The 20,439-nt window shown below is 72.6% G+C and carries 16 protein-coding genes; 6 read left to right on the forward strand and 10 right to left on the reverse strand.

The window, feature by feature from the left end; translation table 11 throughout:
* Positions 1-2: 2 nt before the first annotated feature.
* Positions 3-1,070, reverse strand: a complete 1,068-nt coding sequence (gene pheS / locus AB0I91_RS33680; RefSeq protein WP_498782505.1) for a phenylalanine--tRNA ligase subunit alpha — start codon at positions 1,068-1,070, stop codon at positions 3-5.
* 489 nt (positions 1,071-1,559) lie between these two features.
* On the opposite strand from pheS, the gene AB0I91_RS33685 reads away from it, so the two are divergent.
* Positions 1,560-3,329 carry an HSP90 family protein gene (locus tag AB0I91_RS33685; protein WP_499640571.1) on the forward strand — a complete coding sequence of 590 codons (1,770 nt, stop codon included), beginning with the start codon at positions 1,560-1,562 and terminating at the stop codon, positions 3,327-3,329.
* Positions 3,326-6,127, forward strand: coding sequence for a hypothetical protein (locus tag AB0I91_RS33690; protein WP_499640573.1), 2,802 nt, complete (start codon positions 3,326-3,328; stop codon positions 6,125-6,127). The genes AB0I91_RS33685 and AB0I91_RS33690 overlap by 4 nt, the downstream gene beginning before the upstream one ends.
* Before the next feature lie 533 nt (positions 6,128-6,660).
* Here AB0I91_RS33690 and AB0I91_RS33695 read toward each other — a convergent pair.
* The 4 genes from AB0I91_RS33695 to infC all read right to left on the reverse strand — a co-directional run bounded on the left by AB0I91_RS33695 (position 6,661) and on the right by infC (position 8,868).
* Positions 6,661-7,509 (reverse strand): TrmH family RNA methyltransferase, encoded by an 849-nt coding sequence (locus AB0I91_RS33695; protein WP_498782546.1) that lies wholly within the window; start codon positions 7,507-7,509, stop codon positions 6,661-6,663.
* The gene (gene rplT, locus AB0I91_RS33700) at positions 7,506-7,895 is read right to left on the reverse strand and encodes a 50S ribosomal protein L20 (protein WP_073892005.1); all 390 of its coding nucleotides are present in this window, start codon (positions 7,893-7,895) and stop codon (positions 7,506-7,508) included. Before rplT ends, AB0I91_RS33695 begins: the two co-directional genes overlap by 4 nt.
* A gap of 99 nt (positions 7,896-7,994) precedes the next feature.
* Entirely contained in the window at positions 7,995-8,189 is a 195-nt protein-coding gene (gene rpmI, locus AB0I91_RS33705) for a 50S ribosomal protein L35 (protein WP_123746324.1), read from the reverse strand.
* A 73-nt stretch (positions 8,190-8,262) separates the two neighbouring features.
* A complete protein-coding gene (infC, locus tag AB0I91_RS33710; RefSeq protein ID WP_498782499.1) occupies positions 8,263-8,868 on the reverse strand; it encodes a translation initiation factor IF-3 in 606 nt (201 codons plus the stop codon).
* Between the two features lie 267 nt (positions 8,869-9,135).
* Between infC and AB0I91_RS33715 the strand changes: the two genes are divergently transcribed.
* Entirely contained in the window at positions 9,136-9,486 is a 351-nt protein-coding gene (locus tag AB0I91_RS33715; protein WP_053722440.1) for a DUF1844 domain-containing protein, read from the forward strand.
* Positions 9,487-9,490: 4 nt separating this feature from the next.
* Here the strand turns inward: AB0I91_RS33715 and AB0I91_RS33720 are convergent, their stop codons facing one another.
* Positions 9,491-11,722: an ATP-binding protein gene (locus AB0I91_RS33720; RefSeq protein WP_499640575.1), complete on the reverse strand. Its 2,232-nt coding sequence runs from the start codon at positions 11,720-11,722 to the stop codon at positions 9,491-9,493.
* A 245-nt stretch (positions 11,723-11,967) separates the two neighbouring features.
* On the opposite strand from AB0I91_RS33720, the gene AB0I91_RS33725 reads away from it, so the two are divergent.
* The gene (locus AB0I91_RS33725) at positions 11,968-13,497 is read left to right on the forward strand and encodes a S8 family serine peptidase (protein ID WP_499640577.1); all 1,530 of its coding nucleotides are present in this window, start codon (positions 11,968-11,970) and stop codon (positions 13,495-13,497) included.
* Positions 13,498-13,534: 37 nt separating this feature from the next.
* On the opposite strand, the gene AB0I91_RS33730 is transcribed toward AB0I91_RS33725, so the two are convergent.
* Positions 13,535-14,131, reverse strand: a complete 597-nt coding sequence (locus tag AB0I91_RS33730) for a hypothetical protein (protein WP_499640578.1) — start codon at positions 14,129-14,131, stop codon at positions 13,535-13,537.
* Positions 14,132-14,238: 107 nt separating this feature from the next.
* Here AB0I91_RS33730 and AB0I91_RS33735 point away from each other — a divergent pair, with 107 nt between their 5' ends.
* A complete protein-coding gene (locus tag AB0I91_RS33735; protein WP_498782545.1) occupies positions 14,239-16,515 on the forward strand; it encodes an ATP-binding protein in 2,277 nt (758 codons plus the stop codon).
* 432 nt (positions 16,516-16,947) lie between these two features.
* On the opposite strand, the gene AB0I91_RS33740 is transcribed toward AB0I91_RS33735, so the two are convergent.
* Genes AB0I91_RS33740 through AB0I91_RS33750 form a run of 3 tightly spaced genes read right to left on the reverse strand, consistent with a single transcriptional unit; the run spans position 16,948 to position 19,075 of the window.
* Positions 16,948-17,331, reverse strand: a complete 384-nt coding sequence (locus AB0I91_RS33740) for a RidA family protein (RefSeq protein WP_498782491.1) — start codon at positions 17,329-17,331, stop codon at positions 16,948-16,950.
* A gap of 29 nt (positions 17,332-17,360) precedes the next feature.
* Positions 17,361-18,110, reverse strand: coding sequence for an IclR family transcriptional regulator (locus AB0I91_RS33745; RefSeq protein ID WP_498782489.1), 750 nt, complete (start codon positions 18,108-18,110; stop codon positions 17,361-17,363).
* Positions 18,107-19,075, reverse strand: coding sequence for a sugar kinase (locus AB0I91_RS33750; RefSeq protein WP_499640579.1), 969 nt, complete (start codon positions 19,073-19,075; stop codon positions 18,107-18,109). The genes AB0I91_RS33745 and AB0I91_RS33750 overlap by 4 nt, the downstream gene beginning before the upstream one ends.
* A gap of 102 nt (positions 19,076-19,177) precedes the next feature.
* On the opposite strand from AB0I91_RS33750, the gene AB0I91_RS33755 reads away from it, so the two are divergent.
* Entirely contained in the window at positions 19,178-20,431 is a 1,254-nt protein-coding gene (locus AB0I91_RS33755) for an amino acid deaminase (protein WP_499640580.1), read from the forward strand.
* Positions 20,432-20,439 lie beyond the last annotated feature (8 nt).

Below are 20,439 nucleotides of genomic sequence, written 5' to 3' on the forward strand. Positions count from 1 at the left end.
GGTCAGGCCTCCGTTCCGAATGGCTGGGTGAAGCGGACATCGCCTTCGACCATGTCCCGCATGTCGGGCAGGCCGTTGCGGAACTGCAGCGTGCGCTCCAGGCCCATGCCGAACGCGAACCCCGAGTACACGTCGGGGTCGACGCCGCAGTTGCGCAGCACGTTGGGGTTGACCATGCCGCAGCCGCCCCACTCGACCCAGCCCGCGCCGCCCTTGCGCTCCGGGAACCAGACGTCCACCTCGGCGGACGGCTCGGTGAAGGGGAAGAAGCTGGGGCGCAGGCGGGTCTTGGAGTCCTCGCCGAACATGGCGCGGGCGAACGCGTCGAGCGTGCCCTTCAGGTGCGCCATGGTCAGGCCCTTGTCCACGGCCAGGCCTTCGACCTGGTGGAAGACGGGGGTGTGGGTGGCGTCCAGCTCGTCGGTGCGGAACGTGCGGCCGGGGCACACCACGTACACGGGCAGCTCGCGGTCGAGCAGGGTGCGGGCCTGCACCGGGCTGGTGTGCGTGCGCAGGACCAGGCCGGAGTCGGCGGGCGCCACGTAGAACGTGTCCTGCATGGAGCGCGCCGGGTGGTCCTTGCCGAAGTTCAACGCGTCGAAGTTGAACCACTCGGTCTCCAGCTCCGGGCCCTCGGCGACCTCGTAGCCCATGGCCACGAAGACGTCGCCGATGCGCTCGGCGAGGGTGGAGATCGGGTGGCGGGCGCCGCGGGGCACGCGGTCCCACGGCAGCGTGACGTCGACCGCCTCCTCGCGCAGCACCCGGTCGTCGCGCTCGGCCTGCAGCCGGGCGCGGCGCTCCTCGAACGCGACCTTGACCGCGTTCTGCGCCTCGTTCACCCGCTTGCCCGCCTCCGCCTTCGCGGCCGGTGGCAGCGCGCCGATCTCGCGGCGGGCCAGCAGGACCGGCGAGCGGTCGCCCAGGTGGCTCGGCTTCACGGCGGCGAGCTCGTCGAGGTCGGCCGCCTTCGCGAACGCCTCACGAGCCTGCTCGACCGCCGCGGCGAGCGCTTCCGGGGAGAGCGCCGCGACCTGCTTGGGGTCGTACGGGTCGTTGGCTCCGGACATGGTTGGTGGACAGCTCCCGTCACGGACAACTGGTGGTCAGCCCTCCGCACGGCATGCGGAGCGGCGGGTCGATCCTAGGTGATCGGCCGAACCGGGGGTCCACCGCCGCCCGCCGGGGCCGCGTCACGTGACGTCGCGCTCACCGCGGGCCGCCGCGCCGGGAGCCCGGTGCCGGCCGATGCGCCACGTGACGGCTCACGACCCGGGGTCGTTCGACCGGATGGAGGCCCGGCTCGGCCAGGGTGACCGCACGACTGGTCGCGACGGCCCCCACCCGCCGTGCCCACCCCGCGCCGTGCCCACCCGCGCCGGCCCGGGCGTGTGGCCGACCGCCCCTTCGGTTCCGGGAATTGTCGGTGGGCCGTGGCAGTCTTGACCCCGCGAGCAGGACCCCGGCGGGCGATCAGCGGAAAACCGGGTCACAAGCCGCCGGCACGCCCTTAGAATCGTCCCTCCCCCGTGACCTGACCCGAGGTGAACTCCACTCCCATGGCACACACCTTCGGTGTCGACCTGCGCGGGATCATCGACCTGCTCAGCCACCACCTCTACAGCAGCCCCCGCGTGTACGCGCGCGAGCTGCTGCAGAACGCGGTGGACGCGATCACCGCCCGCCGCGCGCTGCAACCGGACGCGCCGGGCGAGGTCGTGATCGAGCCGGTCGGGTCCTCCGGCGGCACCCTCCGCATCACCGACACCGGCATCGGCCTCACCGAGCGCGAGGTGCACGACCTGCTGTCCACGCTCGGCCGCACGTCCAAGCGCGACGACCTGGGCTTCGCCCGCCAGGGCTTCCTCGGCCAGTTCGGCGTCGGCCTGCTGTCGGCGTTCCTGGTCGCCGAGCGCATCCGGCTCGTCAGCCGCTCGGTCAAGGGCGGCCCCGCGGTGCGGTGGACGGCCGACGCGGCGGGCAACTACGAGGTGGAGGTCGTCGACTCCACCGACGGCGCGGACTCCGCGATCCCGGTCGGCACCACCATCGAGCTGGTGCCCCACCGCGACTCCGAGCACTGGCTCGAGCACGACGTGGTGAAGGCGCTCGTCACCGAGTACGGCGCGCTGCTGCCGGTGACGGTCCGGGTCGGCGACGAGGTCGTCACGCACGGCGAGCTGCCGTGGGTCGAGGACGCGCTGGCGTACGGCGAGAAGGTCCTCGGCGTGCGCCCGTTCGACGCGATCCCGGTCGAGGTGCCCACGGTCGGCCTGCGCGGCGTCGCCTACGTGCTGCCGAGCGGCGTGCACCCCGGCGCCCGCCAGTCCCACCGCGTGTACCTCAAGCGGATGCTCGTCGGCGACTCCATCGAAGGCCTGCTGCCGGAGTGGGCCTACTTCGTGCGCTGCGTGGTCGACTCCACGTCGCTGCGGCCGACCGCGAGCCGCGAGTCGCTCTACCAGGACGAGACGCTGCTGGCCGTGCGCGAGGAGCTGGGCCGCCAGGTCCGCGACTGGCTGGTCCGGCTCGACGCGACCGACCCCGACCGCACCCGGGCCCTGCTCGACGCGCACCACCTGGGCATCAAGTCGCTGGCCAGGGTCGACGACGAGATGCTGCGGCTGGTCGAGCGGTGGCTGCCGTTCGAGACCACCGACGGCCCGCAGTCGCTGCGCCAGTTCCGCCGCAAGCACGGCGCCATCGCGCACGTGCCGGACGTGGACGAGTTCCGCCAGCTCGCGCCGGTCGCGCACGCGCAGGGCATGGGCCTGGTCAACGCGGGCTACGCCTACGACGCGGAGATCATGGAGCGGCTGGTCGCCCTGGACGGACCCACCGCCGCCCGCCGGGTCGCGCCGAGCGAGGTGCTGGCCGCGTTGGGCGACCCGGACGCCGAGCTGGAGCGCGCGTTGCGCGAACGGCTCACCCTGGCCAAGGACGTGCTGGAGCGGCACGACTGCGAGGCCGTGCCGCGCGACTTCGACCCGGGCTCGCTGCCCGCGCTGCTGGTCACGAACGTGGAAGCGGAGCGCAAGCGGGACGCGCAGCAGGTCGGCGAGCAGGCCGACCCGCTGTGGGCGGAGCTGCTGGGCAGCCTGGTCGAGTCGACGTCGGACGCGGCGCAGCGGCTGGTGCTCAACTGCCGCAACCCGCTGGTGCGGCGGCTGGCGCAGCTGACCGACCCGGCGCTGGTGGAGCTGACCGTGGAGTCGCTGTACGTGCACGCACTGCTGCAGGCACGGCGTCCGATGCGCCCGAAGGACACCGCGGCGCTGAACCGCTCGTTCCTGGAACTGCTGGACCGCGCTGTGGGGGATCACCTGTGAACGAGGAGAAGGAAGCCGCCGAGCGGCAGTTCGTCGAGGCCTACCACATGCCCGAGGGCATGGCGCGGCACGAGGCGCTGGAGCGCGCGGCCCGTGCCGCGGACGCCCTCGACCACCTGCCGCTGGCCGTGAGCTGCCGGATCGCGTTGATCCGCTCGGCCTACGACCTCGGCCGCTATGACCTGATGCTGGCCCCGTTCGCGTGGTGCGGCACGGCCGAGCAGCGCGACCCCACGGCGTTCGACGAGTGGGAGACGCACAGCTACGACTGGGCGCACAAGTGGATCGTCAGCGGCCTGATCGCGGACCCGAGGTTCACGCTGGCGCAGATCGGGTCGTTCGTCGACCAGCTCGCCGAGCGCTACCAGCGGCTCGGGTACTCGATGCAGCCGGTGCACGGCGCGCGGGCCGACGTGGCCGCGCACGTCGGCGACGACGAGGCGTACCGGGAGCACTTCGCGAAGTACCTGGCGATGGACCGCGGCCCGATGAGCGACTGCGAGGCGTGCGTCGTCGAGGAGCAGGCCGGGCACCTGATCCGGCAGGGCAGGCACGCCGAGGCCGTCGCGCACGCCGAGCACCAGCTGGAGCAGGACACCGGCTGCGCCACCCAGCCGCAGGGCATCCTGACCACGTTGACGCCCGCGTTCGTGGCGCTCGGCGACGTGGACCGGGCCCGGCAGGCGCACGTGGTGGCGTACCGGCTGGTGCGCGACGACCTGGTCGGCGGCTACCTGGACGACCACCTGGAGTTCTGCGCGACGTCGGGCAACGTGCGGCGCGGCGTGGAGCTGCTGCGCGGCCACCTGCACCGGGTGCACCACTCCACCAGCCCGTCACGGGCCATGCACTTCGCAGCGGGCGCGGCGCTGCTGCTCAGCCGGGTGTCCGCGGACGAGGAGTTCGCCGTGCCGCGGGACGGGCGGACGACCGTGCTGACCGCGCCGGAGCTGCGCGAGCTGCTCCAGGCGCAGGCGCTGGAGATCGCGGCGAAGTTCGACGAGCGCAACGGCAGTGACGCGGTGAGCACCCGCATCCGGCGGACGCTGGCCGCGTCGGACACGATCCCCGTGGCGCTGGCGGTGCCGGTCGCGTCCACGCCCGCTCCCGTGGTGGACGAGGACGACCCGGTGGCGGTCGCCGACCCCGTCGAGCTGGCGCAACAGCTGTGCGACGCGTTCGACAGCGGCGAGTTCATCACCGGCATGCGGCTGCTGAGGTCGTTGCCGGAGGACATGGACCCGTTGCTGCCCGAGACGTTGGGCGCGCTGGTCGCGGCGCGGCGGGCGATCGTGAGCGCGCACGTGCGGCCGAAGGCGGAGGTGCTGGCCGAGCTGGACGTCGCGGTCGAGCGGCTGGTCACGTGCGGCGAGCACGACCTGGCCAACCGGTTCCGGGCGCGTGGCGCGGGGCTGCGCGCCGAGGACGACGGGCCGGCCGAGGCCATCGCGGCGGCGCGCACGTGCCTGGCCGAGGCTGAGGTCGCGGGCACCCCGTACACGCGGGTGCTGACCAGGCTGCTGCTCGCGGACCTGCTGGCGGACGAGGACGAGACCGACGAGCTGGACGCGTTGACCGCGGAGGCGTTGGAGCTGGCGCGGGCCGAGGTCCCGGAGCTGGTGGCGCGGGCGCGCTGCGACCGGGCCCAGCACCTGGCCGGCACCGGTCGCCTGGACGAGGCGCACGCCGAGGTCGTGGCCGTGCTGTCGGACGCGCCGACGGCCTCGGTGCGGTTCGACGCGCTGCGCCTGCTGCTGAAGATCCAGACCGTGCGCGGCGAGGAGGACGCGGTGCGCGTCGCCGCCGAGTTCGTCGGCGCGTTCAGCACGCCGCGCGGACCGTGGACGGCCGAGGCGCACCGGCAGCGGGTGGCGTCGGTCGAACGGCTGGGGCTGGAGGCCGAGCACCTGGCCGAACTGCGTGAGGCGGTCGCGATCGGGCACGAGGTCGGTGTGCCGGACGACGTGGCGAAGGCGTGCTACGCGCTGGCCGGCGGCTACCTGAAGGCGGGCCGTTTCGTCGAGGCCGCCGAAGCCCTGGAAGAGGCCGTGCGCGTGATCGACGGCGGCGAGGTGGACCCGGACATCGTCGTCCCCGTCCGCTACCGGCTGGGTCAGGTGTGCGCCCGGCTGGACGAGACCGAGGCCGCCCGCCGTCACCTGGAAGTGGCCCTGGGACTCGTGCCGGCCGACGAGCCGTGGCGGCGTGCCATGGTCTTGGACGTCCTGGCGGGCGTCCTGCGCCGCCTCGACCTGCCGCTGGAAGCCGCGTCCGCCTACCAGGGCGCCGCGGCCGCGTGGCAGGAGGTGTCGGAACCGGCCGAAGCCGCGGGCTCCCTGGTCGAGGCCGCCGCCGCGCTGCCGAACGAAGAGGCCGCCGAGTGCGCCACCACCCTGACCGAGGCGGAACAACTCCTGCCCGCCGTCGAGGACCCCGACCACCGCACCCACCTGACCGCGCGGATCGCCGCGATCCGGGCGTTCCTGCACGTCCAGGCGGGTGAACACGCGGCGGCGATCGAGCAGAACGGCATCGCCGAGGAGCTGGCCGCCCAACTGGGCGACTCGGACTGGCAGACGTTCCTGGTGGCCCGGGGCGCGAGGTTCCTCCTGGAGTCCGGAGATGCGGCCAACGCGGAAGCCGAAGCCCGCCGGGCCGGCACCCTGCTGACCGACGAGACCCCGCCGCAGATCCTCGGCGACATCGCGAACGTGCTCGAGCAAGCTCTCCGAACCCAGTCCAAACCGACCTCGGGAGACCCCCTACTCCGCACCCTCACCACCCGCCTGGACACCTGACGATTCGGCGTGCTGACCACCAAACCCGCTGGTCAGCACGCCGCCGCCGCTTCGGCACAAATGTCAACCATGATCACCAGATCGAGCGAATCACCGTTCTGGCGAGAACCAAAATCGAACTCGCGCGTCGCCTAGAACAAGAAGGAGGCCGGCCAAGGCACCAGCACCACGTGCCCCAACCACCCACCACCGGCCTCACCACCACCAGCCACCAGTCACCGGCCACACCGAACCGTCGCCAGCCGACCCCACCGAGCCAGCCGCGCCGCGCCGCGTGAGACCGCCGAGCCATCGCCGGCCGCTGGCAACCCTCACCCCGGCAGTCAGCCAGCAGACCCGCCGACCCGCACCCCTGCCCGTGCCCGTGCCCGGCAGTCAACGCCCGCCGACCCGCACCCCTGCCCGGCAGTCAACGCCCGCAGCTCCGCTGAGCCGGCAGCCGGCAGCCGGCAGAACCACCGAGCAACACCACCGAACAGAACCGCAGACCAGTCAGCCGAGCCGTCCCGCGAGCAGTCAGCCGAGCCGTCTCGTCAGACCCGCTGAGCGCGAGCGGAAGCGTAGAGGCACACCGCTGCGGCGGTCGCGAGGTTGAGGCTCTCCGCCTCGCCGTAGATCGGCACCTTCAGCGAAGCGTCCAAGCTCGCCACGACCTCGTCCGGCAACCCGTGCGCCTCGCTGCCGAAGACCCACCCGGTCGGCGCCGCGAGATCACCGCGCAGGTCGGCCGTCACCAGGTCCTCCGGCGCGTACCCGTCCGCCGCGACCAGCCGCAGCCCCGCCTCCCGGCACGCCGCGAACGCCGCATCCGCGTCCCGCACCCGCGCGATCGGCAGGTGGAACACGCTGCCCGTGGACGCGCGCACGCACTTGCCGTTGTGCGGGTCGACCGCGTCGCCCGCGAAGATCACCGCGTCGGCGCCCGCCGCGTCGGCCACGCGCACCACCGTCCCGGCGTTGCCGGGGTCCGCCACGCCGTGCAGCACGGCCACCAGCCGCACGCCCGGCGAGAGCGCCTCCGCCACCGGCACGTCGACCAACGAGCACACGGCGACGATGCCCTGCGGCGTCACGGTCTCCGACAGCGCAGCGGCGGCCTTGTCGGTCACGGGGCTGACGGGCACGCCGGCGTCGACCGCGGCGTGCACCAGCGAACCGTTGCGGGTGGTGGCGTCGGCGGTGACGAAGAGTTCGTGCACCCGGCCGCGCCCGGCTGCCGCCCAGGCCAGGGCCTCGCGCACGGCCTGCGCGCCCTCGGCGAGGAACCGTTCGGCGCGATCACGGCCGGAACGCCTGGTCAGCCGCTTAGCGGCAACGACCCGGGGTGTCCGTTCGGTGAACGGAGCATCCCCGGGTCGTGGTGCGCGATCGTCCGCGCTCAGGCCTTGTCCTCGACGGGCGCGTTCACGTCGCTCGGCAGGGCGGCGCGAGCGGCCTCGACCAGCGCGGTGAACGCGCCGGGGTCGCTGACGGCCAGCTCGGCGAGGATCTTGCGGTCCACCTCGATGCCGGCGAGCCGCAGGCCCTGGATGAAGCGGTTGTACGTCATGCCGTTGGCGCGGACACCGGCGTTGATGCGCTGGATCCACAGCTTCCGGAAGTCACCCTTGCGGGCGCGGCGGTCCCGGTAGGCGTAGTTGAGCGAGTGGAGCACCTGCTCCTTGGCCTTGCGGTACAGCCTCGAACGCTGGCCGCGGTAGCCGCTGGCGAGCTCAAGGGTGGTACGGCGCTTCTTCTGGGCGTTCACTGCCCTTTTGACGCGTGCCACGGGTCCATCCTGTCGATCTCGTGGGGCCGGTGGGGGCCGACCCCGGTGTTCAAGGGGGTGAAGGTCTTAGGCCTCGGAGGCTCGGACGGCCTCGGACGTTCAGAGGCCGAGCAGCTTCTTCAGCCGCGGCACGTCGTTCTTCGCGACCTCGGTCGTGCCGGCGAGACGACGCGTCAGCTTGCTGGACTTCTTCTCCAGCAGGTGGCGCTTGCCGGCCTTCTCGCGGACGAGCTTGCCGCTGCCGGTGACCTTCACGCGCTTGGAGGTCCCGCTGTGGCTCTTGTTCTTGGGCATTTCCGTCCTCAGTCTCGTGCAGCCACCGGGGATGGGGGCGGCCATGCTTGCTCCCGGCCCGGAGGCCGGGAGATCACTCTTCGACAGACTCGTCCGTCGCCTCGTCGGCGCTGTCGTTCTTGATCGGACGGGTCTTCGTGGTCTTGTGCGGCGCCAACACCATGATCATGTTGCGGCCGTCCTGCTTCGGGTTCGACTCGACGAACCCCAGCTCGGCGACGTCCTCGGCGAGCCTCTGCAGCAGTCGGTAACCCAGTTCCGGCCGGGACTGCTCACGGCCGCGGAACATGATGGTCACCTTGACCTTGTTCCCGTGCGACAGGAAGCGGGCCACGTGGCCCTTCTTCGTCAGGTAGTCGTGCGGGTCGATCTTCGGCCGGAGCTTCTGCTCCTTGATGACCGTCAGCTGCTGGTTGCGGCGCGATTCACGGGCCTTCTGCGCGCTCTCGTACTTGAACTTGCCGTAGTCCATGAGCTTGCAGACCGGCGGCCGAGCCTGTGCGGCGACCTCGACGAGGTCGAGATCCGATTCCTGGGCGAGTCGGAGCGCGTCCTCGATGCGAACGATCCCGACCTGCTCGCCGTTCGGCCCGACCAGACGAACCTCGGGCACGCGGATGCGGTCGTTGATGCGCGGCTCGGTGCTCACCGGAGCACCTCGGTTCGAGGGACTTGTCATTCACGTCCTTTGTGACTCGTTGTGCGCCAAAGACAAGAGGCCCCACACCTGCCCGGTGTGAGGCCCGCTTCCTACCGATCGCACAACGAAGGGCGCAGTCGACCCTTCGATGGACCGGACCCGGCCACCTGCACGAAGCGGCAGACTCGGGTGGGAGCGGGGCTCCACTTGCCGTCCCCACACGTGTGGGGACTGGTCGCGCGGAGAATAGTAGCAGATGGCCTTGTCAACCCCCGAATCGGCGACCGGTCGGGGGCGGTTGCGAGAATGGCTCCCGTGACCGACCTGCCTTCGAACAACGTCCGCGACCTGTCCGATGTTCCCAGCGTCGAGGTGATCAGCAAGGCGGCGATCATGCTGCTCTCCTCCGCCGCCGAGCGCCTCGGCCTGGCCGACGAAGACCCCGAGCACAGCCCCCGCCGCGACCTCGACGAGGCACGCCGCCTGATCACCGCGCTGGCCGGCCTGGTCACCGCGTCCGCCGAGTACCTGGGCCCGCACGCCGGGCCGCTGCGCGAGGGGTTGCAGTCCGTGCAACGGGCGTTCCGCGAGGCGTCGGCGTACCCGGACGAGCCGGGCCAGGGCCCCGGCGAGAAGTACACCGGCCCCGTGTACTGACAGCTCATTCCCCGGGCCCCGGTTCGCCCATTTCGGCGAGCGCGTTGGCCTCTTCGCGGCGGTTGCCGATCGCCCTGGCCAGGTCCAGCGCCTCCTCGAGCAGCTCCCGGGCGACGTCGGCGTTGCCGAGCTGCCGCTGCACCGCGCCGAGGTGCACGAGGGCGGTGGCCTCGCCTTGGCGGTCGCCGATCTCACGGTGCGACCGCAAGGCCTGGTCGAGGTGTGTCAGCGCCTCTTCCGGCTCACCCGCGACCCGGTGGGCGATGCCGATGCCCGAACGCGTCCAGGCCTCGTCGTAGCGGTCGCCGAGTTCGCGGTTGACGAGGAGGGCTTCGCCCAGGTGGCGCAGGGCCGCCGGGACGTCGCCGGTGAGCCGGTAGTGGACGACGCCGATGTGGACCAGTGCGCCGGCCACCCCTCGTCGGTCGCCCACCTGCGCGAACAGGGCAAAGGCGCGTTGCAAGGACGCGAGGGCGGCTGTCCGTTCGCCCTGTTGGAGGTGCACGACCCCGATCCGACCGAGCGCCTCGGCTTCTCCGTGGAGGTCGCCCAGTTCCACGAAGATCCTGCGCGCCCGCTCCAGGTGGGCGGACGCATCGGCGTAGTTCCCCTCTTGTTGGCTCGCGCCACCGAGGTAGGTGAACGACAGGGCGATGCCCCGCTGGTCGTGGGCGTCGGACGAGATCCGGAGCGCCCGGGTGAGCGCCGCTCGCGCGGCCGGGTAGTCGCCTTGTTGGAGGTGGACCGTGCCGAGGTTGAGCAACATGCCGCGCTGTGCCGACAGCTCACCGTGCGCCTCGGCCGCCTCGATCGCGGCCGTGTGGATTGCCGGCACTTCCTCACTGTCTCCGCAGATGCACAGGACATGCCCGATCTCGGCGACGATCGACCAGGCGTAGGGCTTCACGTCGTGGGCCGACGCGTAGCGCACGCAGGAGACCAGGTTGGGCAGCTCCGACCTGAACCACTGGATGGCACTGGAGTAGTCGGTCGGCTCCGCGTGACGCCGCCCGTCGTCTTCGGGCGTGTCGTCCCGAGGTGTGCTGATCGGTGTGGGGATGAGTCGTGCTGCTGCCTGTGCCCTGCGGAAGAGGTCTTCGAGGAGACGGCGGACGGACAGAGCGCGGTCGGCCTCGTCGTCGTGCTCTCGGCCGAGCTCGCGGGCGAACTCGCGGACGAGGTCGTGCATCCGGTAACGGCCCGGTCGGTGTTCTTCGAGCAGGTGGCGGTCGAAGAGGTGGTCGAGGAGTCGCTGCGCGGTGGCGTGGTCGAGCGAGCGCAGCGCGGCGGCCGAGTGCGCGGAGATGTCGGGTCCAGGGTGCAAGGCCAGTGCGCGGAACAGCTCCTGCGCAGGTGGCGTGAGGTCCCGGTACGACAGCTGGAACGCCGTGGCCACGTGAGCGTCCTCCTCCTGAAGTCCGAGCACGGCGACCGCGTCGGTGAGTTTGGTGTCGAGTTCCGCGACGCTCCAGGCGGAGTGCTTGCGGAGCCAGGCGGCGGCGATGGTGATCGCCAACGGGAGGTGGCCGCAGTTGCGGACCAGGTGGAGGGTGTCGGGTCGGATCGCCGGGGTCGGAGGGAGTCCGGCGCACTTCGCGAAGAGGTCGGCCGCTTCCCGCACGGGCAGGGTGCGGAGGGAGAGCGTGGTCACGCCGTCCGCGACACCGATCCTCCGTCGGCTGGTGACCAGGCACCGGGACATCCCCGTTCCGGGCAGCAGCGGTCTGGCGTCGGCGAAGCGCACGACGTTGTCCAGGACGATCAGGAGCTTCCGGGGAGCGAGCAACGAGCGCCACAGCGCCACCCTGGCTTCGAGTGATCGGGGGATGGTGCGGGGCGGCACGTGGAGCGTCTCCAACAGGATGCCGAGCGCTTCACCGGTGCTCAGCGGTGACTGCCCGGCGGTGTAGCCGCGCATGTCGAGGTACACCTGACCGTCCGGGTAGCGCTGGGCCAGTTCGTGCGCGGCGTGCACCACCAGGGCGCTCTTGCCGACGCCGGGCATGCCGTCCACCACGAGCACGGGCGGTGTACCAATGGTGTCGGCACAGATCCGGGCGAGGTCGTCGTGGCGGTCGGTGAAGGTGGGCGTGCGGGGCGGGAGGTTCCGGGGGACGGGTAGTGGATGCGGGTGGTGGACGCTGATGCCGCCCTTCACCACGCCGACCTGGACGACGGTGCCGATGGTGTCGGCGGTCGACGTGTTCCGCACCGTCGGCTCGGGTTGGCGCACCACGGCTGCGACACCTCCGGATCGCCGCGTGAGTCACCTGAGGGTCGCGCAGTCGGGCGGGCGGCACGGCCGCCGGCGGTGGGGTTTCACCCGTTGGTCGGTGCCGTTCCCCGCACGATTGCGTGTCCGCTGCCCGATGCCGAAGGGTTGCTTTGCGGGGAGGTGGAGGTTCGGCACGTGGGCGTGCCAGGGTCGGAGGGGTTCGCGCGAACTCCTGATCCTCGACCCTGCACGAGGGAGAACCCCACATGGGAGAGTTACGCGCGCCCTGGATTCGATCAGTCCGAGCGGTCGGTGTCGGTGCGTCGGTGGTGTTGGCGGCGGTGTTGGGCGTGGCGCCCGCGCAGGCCGCCGAGCCGCAGATCCGCGACGCCGGTGGCCCGACGGCCGTTCCGGGCAGCTACATCGTGGTGTTGGAGGACGGCGCCGGCGCGGACGTGCTGGCGGCGAAGGTGGGCGCCCACGTCACCCACCGGTACCGGTCGGCGTTGAACGGTTTCGCGGCGACCATGAGCGAACGGGCGGCGAAGCGGTTGGCGGCCGACCCGGCGGTGGCCTACGTCGCGCAGGACCAGCGGGTGGAGGCCCTGGCCGACCAACCGAACCCGCCGTCGTGGGGCCTGGACCGCGTCGACCAGCGCGACCTGCCCCTGAACGCGAACTACGGCTACGCGACCACGGCGGGCAACGTGCACGCCTACATCATCGACACCGGCATCCGCGCCACGCACGCGGACTTCGGCGGCCGGGCGACCTTCGACGCCAACACCACCGGTGACGGCAACAACACGGACTGCAACGGTCACGGCACGCACGTCGCGGGCACGGTCGGCGGCGCGGCGCACGGTGTGGCGAAGGCCGTCCGGCTGCACGGCGTGAAGGTGCTCACGTGCTCCGGTTCGGGCACGATCGCGGGCGTCGTCGCCGGGGTGGACTGGGTCACGGCGAACGCGCTGAAGCCGGCCGTGGCGAACATGAGCCTCGGCGGCGGCGCGAACGACACGCTGGACGCGGCCGTGCGCCGGTCCATCGCGTCGGGCGTCACGTACGCCGTCGCGTCGGGCAACTCGAACGCCAACGCGTGCTCGTACTCACCCGCCCGGGTGGCGGAGGCGATCACGGTCAACGCCTCGGACAGCTCCGACGCGAGGGCGACGTTCTCGAACTGGGGCACGTGCACGGACGTGTTCGCGCCGGGCGTGGGCATCACGTCGGCGTGGAGCACGGGTGACACCGCCACGAACACGATCAGCGGGACGTCGATGGCGTCGCCGCACGTGGCGGGCGCCGCCGCGCTGGTTCTCGCGGGTAATCCGGGCGCGTCGCCGCAGCAGGTCCGGGACGCCTTGGTGTCCGCCGCGACGCCGAACAAGGTGGGCAACCCGGGCACGGGCTCGCCGAACGCGCTGCTGTTCACCGGTTCCGCGCCGCCGCCGCAGCCGGGCGCCGACACGCTGGTCCGGGGCGAGGGCCTGCGGGCGGGGCAGGCCAAGGTGTCCCAGGACGGCCGGTTCACGCTGGTCATGCAGGGTGACGGCAACCTGGTGCTGTACACGGCGGCCGGTCAGGCGCTGTGGCACACGAACACGCACAGCACGGGCGCGGCGTACGTGGTCCTCCAGCACGACGGCAACCTGGTGATCTACACGGAGGCCGGTCAGCCGGTGTGGCACACGAACACGCACGGCACGGCGGCCGACCGGCTGATCGTGCAGAACGACTCGAACGTGGTGCTCTACGGTCCGACGGGCCAGGTCTTCTGGCACCGGATGGCGTGATCGCGACGTGACGCCGGGGTCGGAGCGGGCCCCGGCGTCACGGCCGGACGCCGCTGGCCCGCAGCCGCCGGGCGGCCAGCGCCTCGATGACCTCGGGGTCCTGCCGCCGCCAGCCCTCGACCGGGTCGCCGGGGAACGTCGCCAGGTCGTGCAGCGACAGGGTGGTCAGCGCGTGCAGCGCGAGCAGGTCGAGCCGTCCCTGGTCGCGCAGCCGCCGCGCCACCGCGGCCCGTCGGGCGAACCGCAGCCGCAGCGGCAGCCACGTGATCAGCACGAACGCCAGCGGGATGGCGATGAGCGCGGTGGTGAGCCACAGCGCGGTGGACTCGACGGCCGCCACCTGGGCCTGGCCCGCGTCGGTCAGCGTGCCGCCGGCGGAGCGGCCGCGTTCGAGCGCGTCGGCGAGCTTCCCGCCGACCAGGGGCACCTCGCGGGCCTTGGCGGCGGCGTCGCCGAACGTGTCGCTCAGGCCCTGCCCGGCGGTGGTCAGGCCGTCGCCGGGCGCGCGCAGCGCGCGGACCGCGTCGCCCACCGCCGTGGCGACGTCCACCCAGAACCAGGTCCAGGCGACCGCGAGCAGGTCGGCGACCACTTGCCACACCAGTCGGGGCGAACGATCCGCGTACCACTTCATGAGGTGTGGTCTTACCACCCGGGCGTTACCGGAAACCGACGTGACGGTCGTCGCCGCGACCGCGGGTCGGTGTCGCGGCGGGTGGCACTACTGTCGCAAGCGTGGGGATGACGTTCGGTGAGCTGCTGCGCGCACACCGGTTGCGGGTCCGGTTGACGCAGGAGGAGCTGGCGGAGGGTTCCGGGGTCAGCGTGCGGGCGATCAGCGACATGGAGCGCGGTCGCGCGAAGGGGCCCCAGCGGCGCACGGTGGAGGCGCTGGCCGGTGTGCTCTCGTTGGCGGAGCACGAGATCCGGGAGTTGCTGGACGCGGCCAAGGAGGGTCGGGCGCGGCGCGCGCCGTCGCCCGCGACGCCGTCGGCGTTGCCGCCGGACGTGGCCGACCTGACGGGTCGCGAGGTCGAGCTGGCCGAGTTGGCGGCGGTGGCGGAGGGGACGCGGACCACGTCGTTGGTCGTGGTGCACGGTCCGCCGGGCGCGGGGAAGACGGCGTTGGCGGTGCGGGCGGCGTACCGGTTGGCGTCTCGTTTCGCGGACGGGTGCTTCTTCTTCAACCTGCGCGGGATGGACGTGCGGCCGGTGCACCCGTCGGAGGTCGTGCACCGGATGCTGGTGGCGCTGGGCGTGCCGGAGAAGGAGATCCCGGCGGGCGAGGCGGAGCGCTCGGACCTGTACCGGGCGCGGTTGCGGGAGCGGTCGACGTTGCTGGTGCTGGACAACGCGTCCGACGAGGCGCAGGTGCGGCCGTTGTTGGCGACGGGGTCGGGGTCGTTGGTGCTGGTGACGTCCCGGTTGGTGCTCGGCGGGTTGGAGGCGGGTCACCGGCTGGGGTTGGACGTGCTGGACCCGGTCGAGTCGTTCGACCTGCTCGGCGCGATCGCGGGGCGGGCGAGGGTGGGTGCGGAGCCGGTGGCGACGGCGCGGGTGGCGAAGCTGTGCGGTCACCTGCCGCTGGCGCTGCGGATCGCGGGCAACCGGCTCGCGAGTCGTCCGAAGTGGACGATCGGGCACCTGGCCGGGCAGCTGGTGGACGAGCGGCGGCGGTTGTCGGCGTTGACGGCGGGCGACCTGCAGGTGCGGACGGCGTTCGAGATGTCCTACCGGCAGCTCGGCGAGAAGGCGGCGGTGTTGTTCCGCCGGTTGTCGCTGGTGCCGGGCGCGGACTTCGGGCCGGACCTGGCCGCGGTGCTGGCCGACGTGGACCGGTTCGCGGCCGAGGACACGTTGGAGGAGTTGGTGGACATGAGCCTGCTGGACACCGCGGAGGTGCCCGGTCGGTACGTGTTCCACGACCTGATCCGGGTGTTCGCCGGTGAACGGCTGCTCGACGAGGAGCCGGCGCCGGTGGTGGCGCAGGGGCGGCGGCGGATGGCGGACTGGCTGCTGGGCACGGCGGTGGCGGCGGCCGGGTTCTTCGGCCCGGACGCGCGCACGACGCCGTCGGGGCCGTTGGGCAGCCAGGAGGACGCGGACGCGTGGCTGACCGCGGAGGCCGCGAACTGGTTGGGCGCGATGCGGTGGGCGGCCTCGAACGGGTTGCCCGCGGAGGTGCTGCGGCTGGCCACCGCGATGCACTGGTACTCCGACCAGCGCGGGCGGGCCGAGACGTGGGTCGAGGTGTTCACCGCGGGGGTGGCGGCGGCGCGGGCGTTGGGCAGCGTGCGCGACGAGGCCGTGCAGCTGAACTTCCTGACGTGGACGCTGTCGGTGCTGATGCGCCGGTACCCGGAGGCGTTGGCGTTGTACGACGAGGCGTGGCGCGCGTCGGTGGCGGCGGGTGACGTGACGGAGCAGGGCTGGGCGGTGCACTACCGGTCGGTGTCGGAGCTGCGGACCGGGCGGTTGGAGGAGGCGCAGGTCAGCGCGGTGCGGGCGCAGGAGTTGTTCCGGCAGGCGGGGTTCCCGCTGGGTGAGCAGATCTCGTTGTCGTGCCTGGGGTTGGTGCTCGACGGGTTGGCGCGGTACGAGGACGCGGTGCGGGTGCACCGGGAGCTGCTGGCGAACGTGCGGGCGGGGAAGCTGGACCTGGCGCCGGTGATGGCGAGCGAGATGTCGGCGACGCTGCTGGTGCGCACGGCGGACACGCTGGGTCGGTTGCAGCGGTGGCCGGAGGTGCTGGCGGCGGCGGACGAGGCGTTGGAGCTGTTGCGCTCGGCGACCGCGCCGCCGAGCCTGTGCGACGCCCACTACCTGCGCGGGTTGGCGTTGCACCGGCTCGGCGATCCGGAGGGCGCGCGGGTGGAGCTGACGCGGGCGGCGGCGCTGGCGTCGGATCACCGGCACCACCGGCTGGCGGTCGTGCTCGGCGCGTTGGCCGACGTGCTCGACGACCTGGGCGACCCGGTCGCGGCTGGGGTGTCCCGCGACCAGGCCGCTGCTCTGTGAGGCCGCTGTCGATCAGCCGATCGGTGATGCGTTCCTAGCCATCGCCGGGTCCTTCCCTGACGTGCTCTTGGGGTTGTGGCCAGTCAATCGCCCGCGCGCGCCCGACACCACGCAGAACAACCGGCAGAAGTACGCGCGATCGCCCGTTCGGGCAACTGCCGGGGCCGTTGGTCGCCCATTCGGGCACTTTTCGGCGGGACTGGCGGTGTGTCCCGCATGAGGGATGTCGACCCTGACTGGTCGCGGAAGATCAGGAGCGCGGAACAGAGGACGCGGAACAGAGGACGCGGCTGCGCAAGGTCGTGCGGAGGGCGTTGCCGGCGCCGGTCTGCGTGACGTCGGCCTGACCGGTTCGGACTTGAGGGGGCGAAGCTGAGCGGGGCGGACGTGGCGCAGGCGAAGCTGCCCCCGGACGCCCCGGCTCCGTGACGGCTACTCGACCACCGCGAGGGCGTCGATCTCGACCAGCAGCTTGTCGGGCAGGCCGACGTAGACGGTGGTGCGGGCGGGGAACGGCTCCTCGGTGACGAACTCGCCGTAGGCGGCGTTCATCTCGGCGAAGTGCGCGGTGTCGGTGAGGTAGACGCGCAGCATCACCACGTCGGCGAGGGTCGCGCCGCCGGCCGCCAGCACGGCGATCACGTTGCGCATCGCCTGCCTGGTCTGCTCGGCCACGGTGTCGCCGACGACGGCGCCGGTGGCCGGGTCGAACGCGACCTGGCCCGCCACCTGCAGCACGGGTCCCTTGCGGACGCCCTGGGAGAACGCGGCCACGGGGGTGGGCGCGTCGGCGGTCCTGATCTCGGTCTTCGCCATGGGTTGTGCGTTTCCTTCCTGGTGGGTCTTCAGTCGCGCGGCGTCCAGCCGCACTCGACGGAGGCGGCCCGCGCGGTGGCGAGCAGGTCGGGCAGGTGGCCGAGCAGCCCGTCGAAGTCCAGCAGCACCTTGGGCACGGACATCGACACCGCGGCGACGACCTCGCCGCGGGCGCCGCGGATGGGCGCGGCGACGCAGTGGATGAAGTCCTCGTGCTCGGCGTTGTCGACGGCGTAGCCGGCGGCGCGGACGCGGTCCAGCTCGGCCAGGTACGCGTCCGGCGTGGTGATGGTGTTCGCGGTCAGCGGCACGTAGTCGATGGACCGGGCGACCTCGCGGCGGCGCGGCTCGGGCAGGTCCGACAGCAGCACCTTGGCCACGGCGGTGCAGTGCAGCGGGGCCCGTCTGCCGATGCGCGAGTACATCCGCATCGGGTGGGTGCTGTCGTACTTGTCGATGTAGATGACCTCGCCGTCCTCGTAGGAGGCCAGGTGGACGGTGTAGCCGGTGCGGGCGTTGAGCTCGCGCAGGGCGTTCTCGGCGCTGCGCCGCACGTCCCGCTCCTCCAGCGCCCGGTTGGCCAGGTCGAACAGGGCGGTGCCCAGCCGGTAGTGGTGCACGCCCTCGCGCTGCACGAACCGGTGCGACTCCAGCGTGCGCAGCAGCCTCATGGTGGTCGACTTGTGCACCTCGATGACGCCCGACAGCTCGTCCAGCGTCTTGGGCCCGGTGGCCAGTTCCCCCACCAGGGTCAGCGCCCGGTCCAGGCTTTGGCTCATCGACGTCTCCTCAGGTGTGCGGCGGCCCACGTGCGGGAATCGGCGTCCAGCAGTGGCACGGTCACCGCGGGCGGCAGCGACTCGCCGACATCCTCCCTGGTGAGCAGCGCGGAGGCGGCCAGGAGGTGCCCGGCGCGCAGTCGGCGCGCCGGTGGCTCGCCGGCGAGGTGCGCGGCGAGGTAGCCGGCGGCGAACGCGTCGCCCGCGCCGACGGGTTCCACCACGTCCACCCGCAGGCCCGGCTGGAACGTCGACGCGCCGCCCTCGACCACGGTCGCGCCGCGTGCGCCGTGCTTGACCACGAGCGTCGTCGGGCCGGGCAGCAACGCCCGCAGCGCCGCCGGGTCGCCGGTCCCCCACACGGCGTGCGCCTCGTCGGCGCCGGCGAGCACGATGTCGGCCGCGTCGGCGAGTTCCCGCAGCACGGCCGGGTCGCGGTCGTGCCACAGCGCGGGCCGCCAGTTCAGGTCGAACGACACCGGCGCGGACCGCGGCCGGCGCAGGACGGCGCGCAGCAGCTCGAGGCAGCTGTCCGAGAGCGCCGCGGTGATGCCGCTGACGTGCACCAGCGCGACGTCGTCCCACCGCAGCCGGTCCAGCGTGGCCGGTCCCATCGCGGACGCCGCCGAGCCGCGCCGGTAGTACCGCACGGGGCTGCCGGCGGCGTCGGCTTCCTTGACGTAGAGGCCGGTCGGCCGGTCGGGGTCGACGCGCACGCCGGTGACGTCCACGCCAGCGCCGCCGACCGCGTCGAGGACCGCCCCGCCGAACGCGTCGTCGCCCACCGCGCTCACCCAGCGGCTGCGCACGCCGAGCCGGGCCAGGTGGATGGCCACGTTGGACTCGGCGCCGCCGATCGCCCGGGTCCACGTGCGCGCCGCGCGCACCGGACCGGGTTCGGCGGGCACCAGCACCGCCATGGTCTCGCCCAGGCACACCACGCCGCCCGGCAGGTCGAACCGCATCCGAACTCCTTGATTGACGGCGGCGGTGACCGAATGTTACACACTCCAGCATCACATCGCGCAATAGCCGTTGCAAAATGCGCAACGTTAGGAGCGGGAGACGTGGATCTCGACGCTGTGGCCGCCATCCGCGACGAGCGGGTCGACTGGCGGTTCAAGGGCCTGCCCGCCGACGCGTTCGGCGCCACGATCGGCGACGTGGCCGCCCGCCGGCTCGACCTGTTCGCCGACGGGTTCGTCGGACCCCTGGTCGTGCTGGACGCCGCCGCGCTGGAGCACAACCTCGCCACCATGGCCCGCTGGTGCGCCGACCACGGCGTGCTGCTGGCCCCGCACGGCAAGACGACCATGGCCCCGCAGCTGTTCGCGCGCCAGTTGGCCCACGGCGCGTGGGGGATCACCGCGGCCAACACCAGCCAGCTGAGGGTCTACCGGGCGTTCGGGGTGGCGCGGGTGGTGCTGGCCAACCAGCTCGTCGACCCCGCCGGGCTGCGGTGGCTGGCCGCGGAACTGGCCGCCGACGACACGTTCGAGTTCACCTGCTGGGTCGATTCCGTCGCGGGCGTGGCGCGGATGACCGAGGCGCTGGGCGCGGTCGAACGGCCGGTCGACGTGCTGGTCGAGCTCGGGGCGCGCGGCGGGCGGACCGGCGCGCGGGACCTGGCCACCGCGCTGGAGGTGGCCAGGGCCGCCGCCGCGAGCCCCGCGCTGCGCCTGGCCGGCGTCGGCGGCTACGAGGGCGCGCTGGCGCACGACGCGTCACCGGCCGCGCGGTCCGTCGTGGACGGTTACCTGACCTCGTTGCGCGAGCTGGCGATCGCCGCGCGGGACCTGTTCGGGGTGGACGAGCCGATCGTCACCGCCGGTGGCAGCGCGTACTTCGACCAGGTGGCGGCGAAGCTCACCGAGCCGTGGCCGTTCCCGGTGCGGCCGGTGCTGCGCAGCGGCGCGTACATCACCCACGACGACGGGTTCTACCGCGGCATCTCGCCCCTGGGCCGCACGCCCGGCGCGCAACCGTTCCGCAGCGCGTTGCGCGCGTGGGCGCAGGTCACCTCACGTCCGCAGCCCGACCTGGCGCTGCTGACGCTGGGCAAGCGGGACGCGTCGTTCGACGAGGGCCTGCCCGAGCCGCAGGTCCGGCGCGGCCTGGACGGCGTCGAGCGGCCGTTCTCCGCCGAGGTCACCGCGCTCAACGACCAGCACGCGTTCGTGCGGCTGTCCGGCGACGACGTCGAGGTCGGCGACTGGGTGGGCCTCGGCCTGTCCCACCCCTGCACGGTGTTCGACAAGTGGCCGCTGATCCCGGTGGTCGAGGGCACCACCGTGGTCGACCTGATCCGCACCTACTTCTAGGGGATTCG

This window comes from Actinosynnema sp. NPDC049800 (assembly GCF_040656635.1).
In the GTDB taxonomy this organism is placed as follows: domain Bacteria; phylum Actinomycetota; class Actinomycetes; order Mycobacteriales; family Pseudonocardiaceae; genus Actinosynnema.

Bases quoted from the DNA above. Each gene is read 5' to 3' on its own strand.
- AB0I91_RS33735 (WP_498782545.1), top strand. From the start codon at position 14,239: ATGACGTTCGGTGAGCTGCTGCGCGCACACCGGTTGCGGGTCCGGTTG.
- AB0I91_RS33750 (WP_499640579.1), bottom strand. From the start codon at position 19,075: ATGCGGTTCGACCTGCCGGGCGGCGTGGTGTGCCTGGGCGAGACCATG.
- infC (WP_498782499.1), bottom strand. From the start codon at position 8,868: ATGACAAGTCCCTCGAACCGAGGTGCTCCGGTGAGCACCGAGCCGCGC.
- pheS (WP_498782505.1), bottom strand. From the start codon at position 1,070: ATGTCCGGAGCCAACGACCCGTACGACCCCAAGCAGGTCGCGGCGCTC.
- AB0I91_RS33725 (WP_499640577.1), top strand. From the start codon at position 11,968: ATGGGAGAGTTACGCGCGCCCTGGATTCGATCAGTCCGAGCGGTCGGT.
- AB0I91_RS33730 (WP_499640578.1), bottom strand. From the start codon at position 14,131: ATGAAGTGGTACGCGGATCGTTCGCCCCGACTGGTGTGGCAAGTGGTC.
- rpmI (WP_123746324.1), bottom strand. From the start codon at position 8,189: ATGCCCAAGAACAAGAGCCACAGCGGGACCTCCAAGCGCGTGAAGGTC.
- AB0I91_RS33745 (WP_498782489.1), bottom strand. From the start codon at position 18,110: ATGAGCCAAAGCCTGGACCGGGCGCTGACCCTGGTGGGGGAACTGGCC.
- AB0I91_RS33685 (WP_499640571.1), top strand. From the start codon at position 1,560: ATGGCACACACCTTCGGTGTCGACCTGCGCGGGATCATCGACCTGCTC.
- AB0I91_RS33740 (WP_498782491.1), bottom strand. From the start codon at position 17,331: ATGGCGAAGACCGAGATCAGGACCGCCGACGCGCCCACCCCCGTGGCC.
- AB0I91_RS33715 (WP_053722440.1), top strand. From the start codon at position 9,136: ATGGCTCCCGTGACCGACCTGCCTTCGAACAACGTCCGCGACCTGTCC.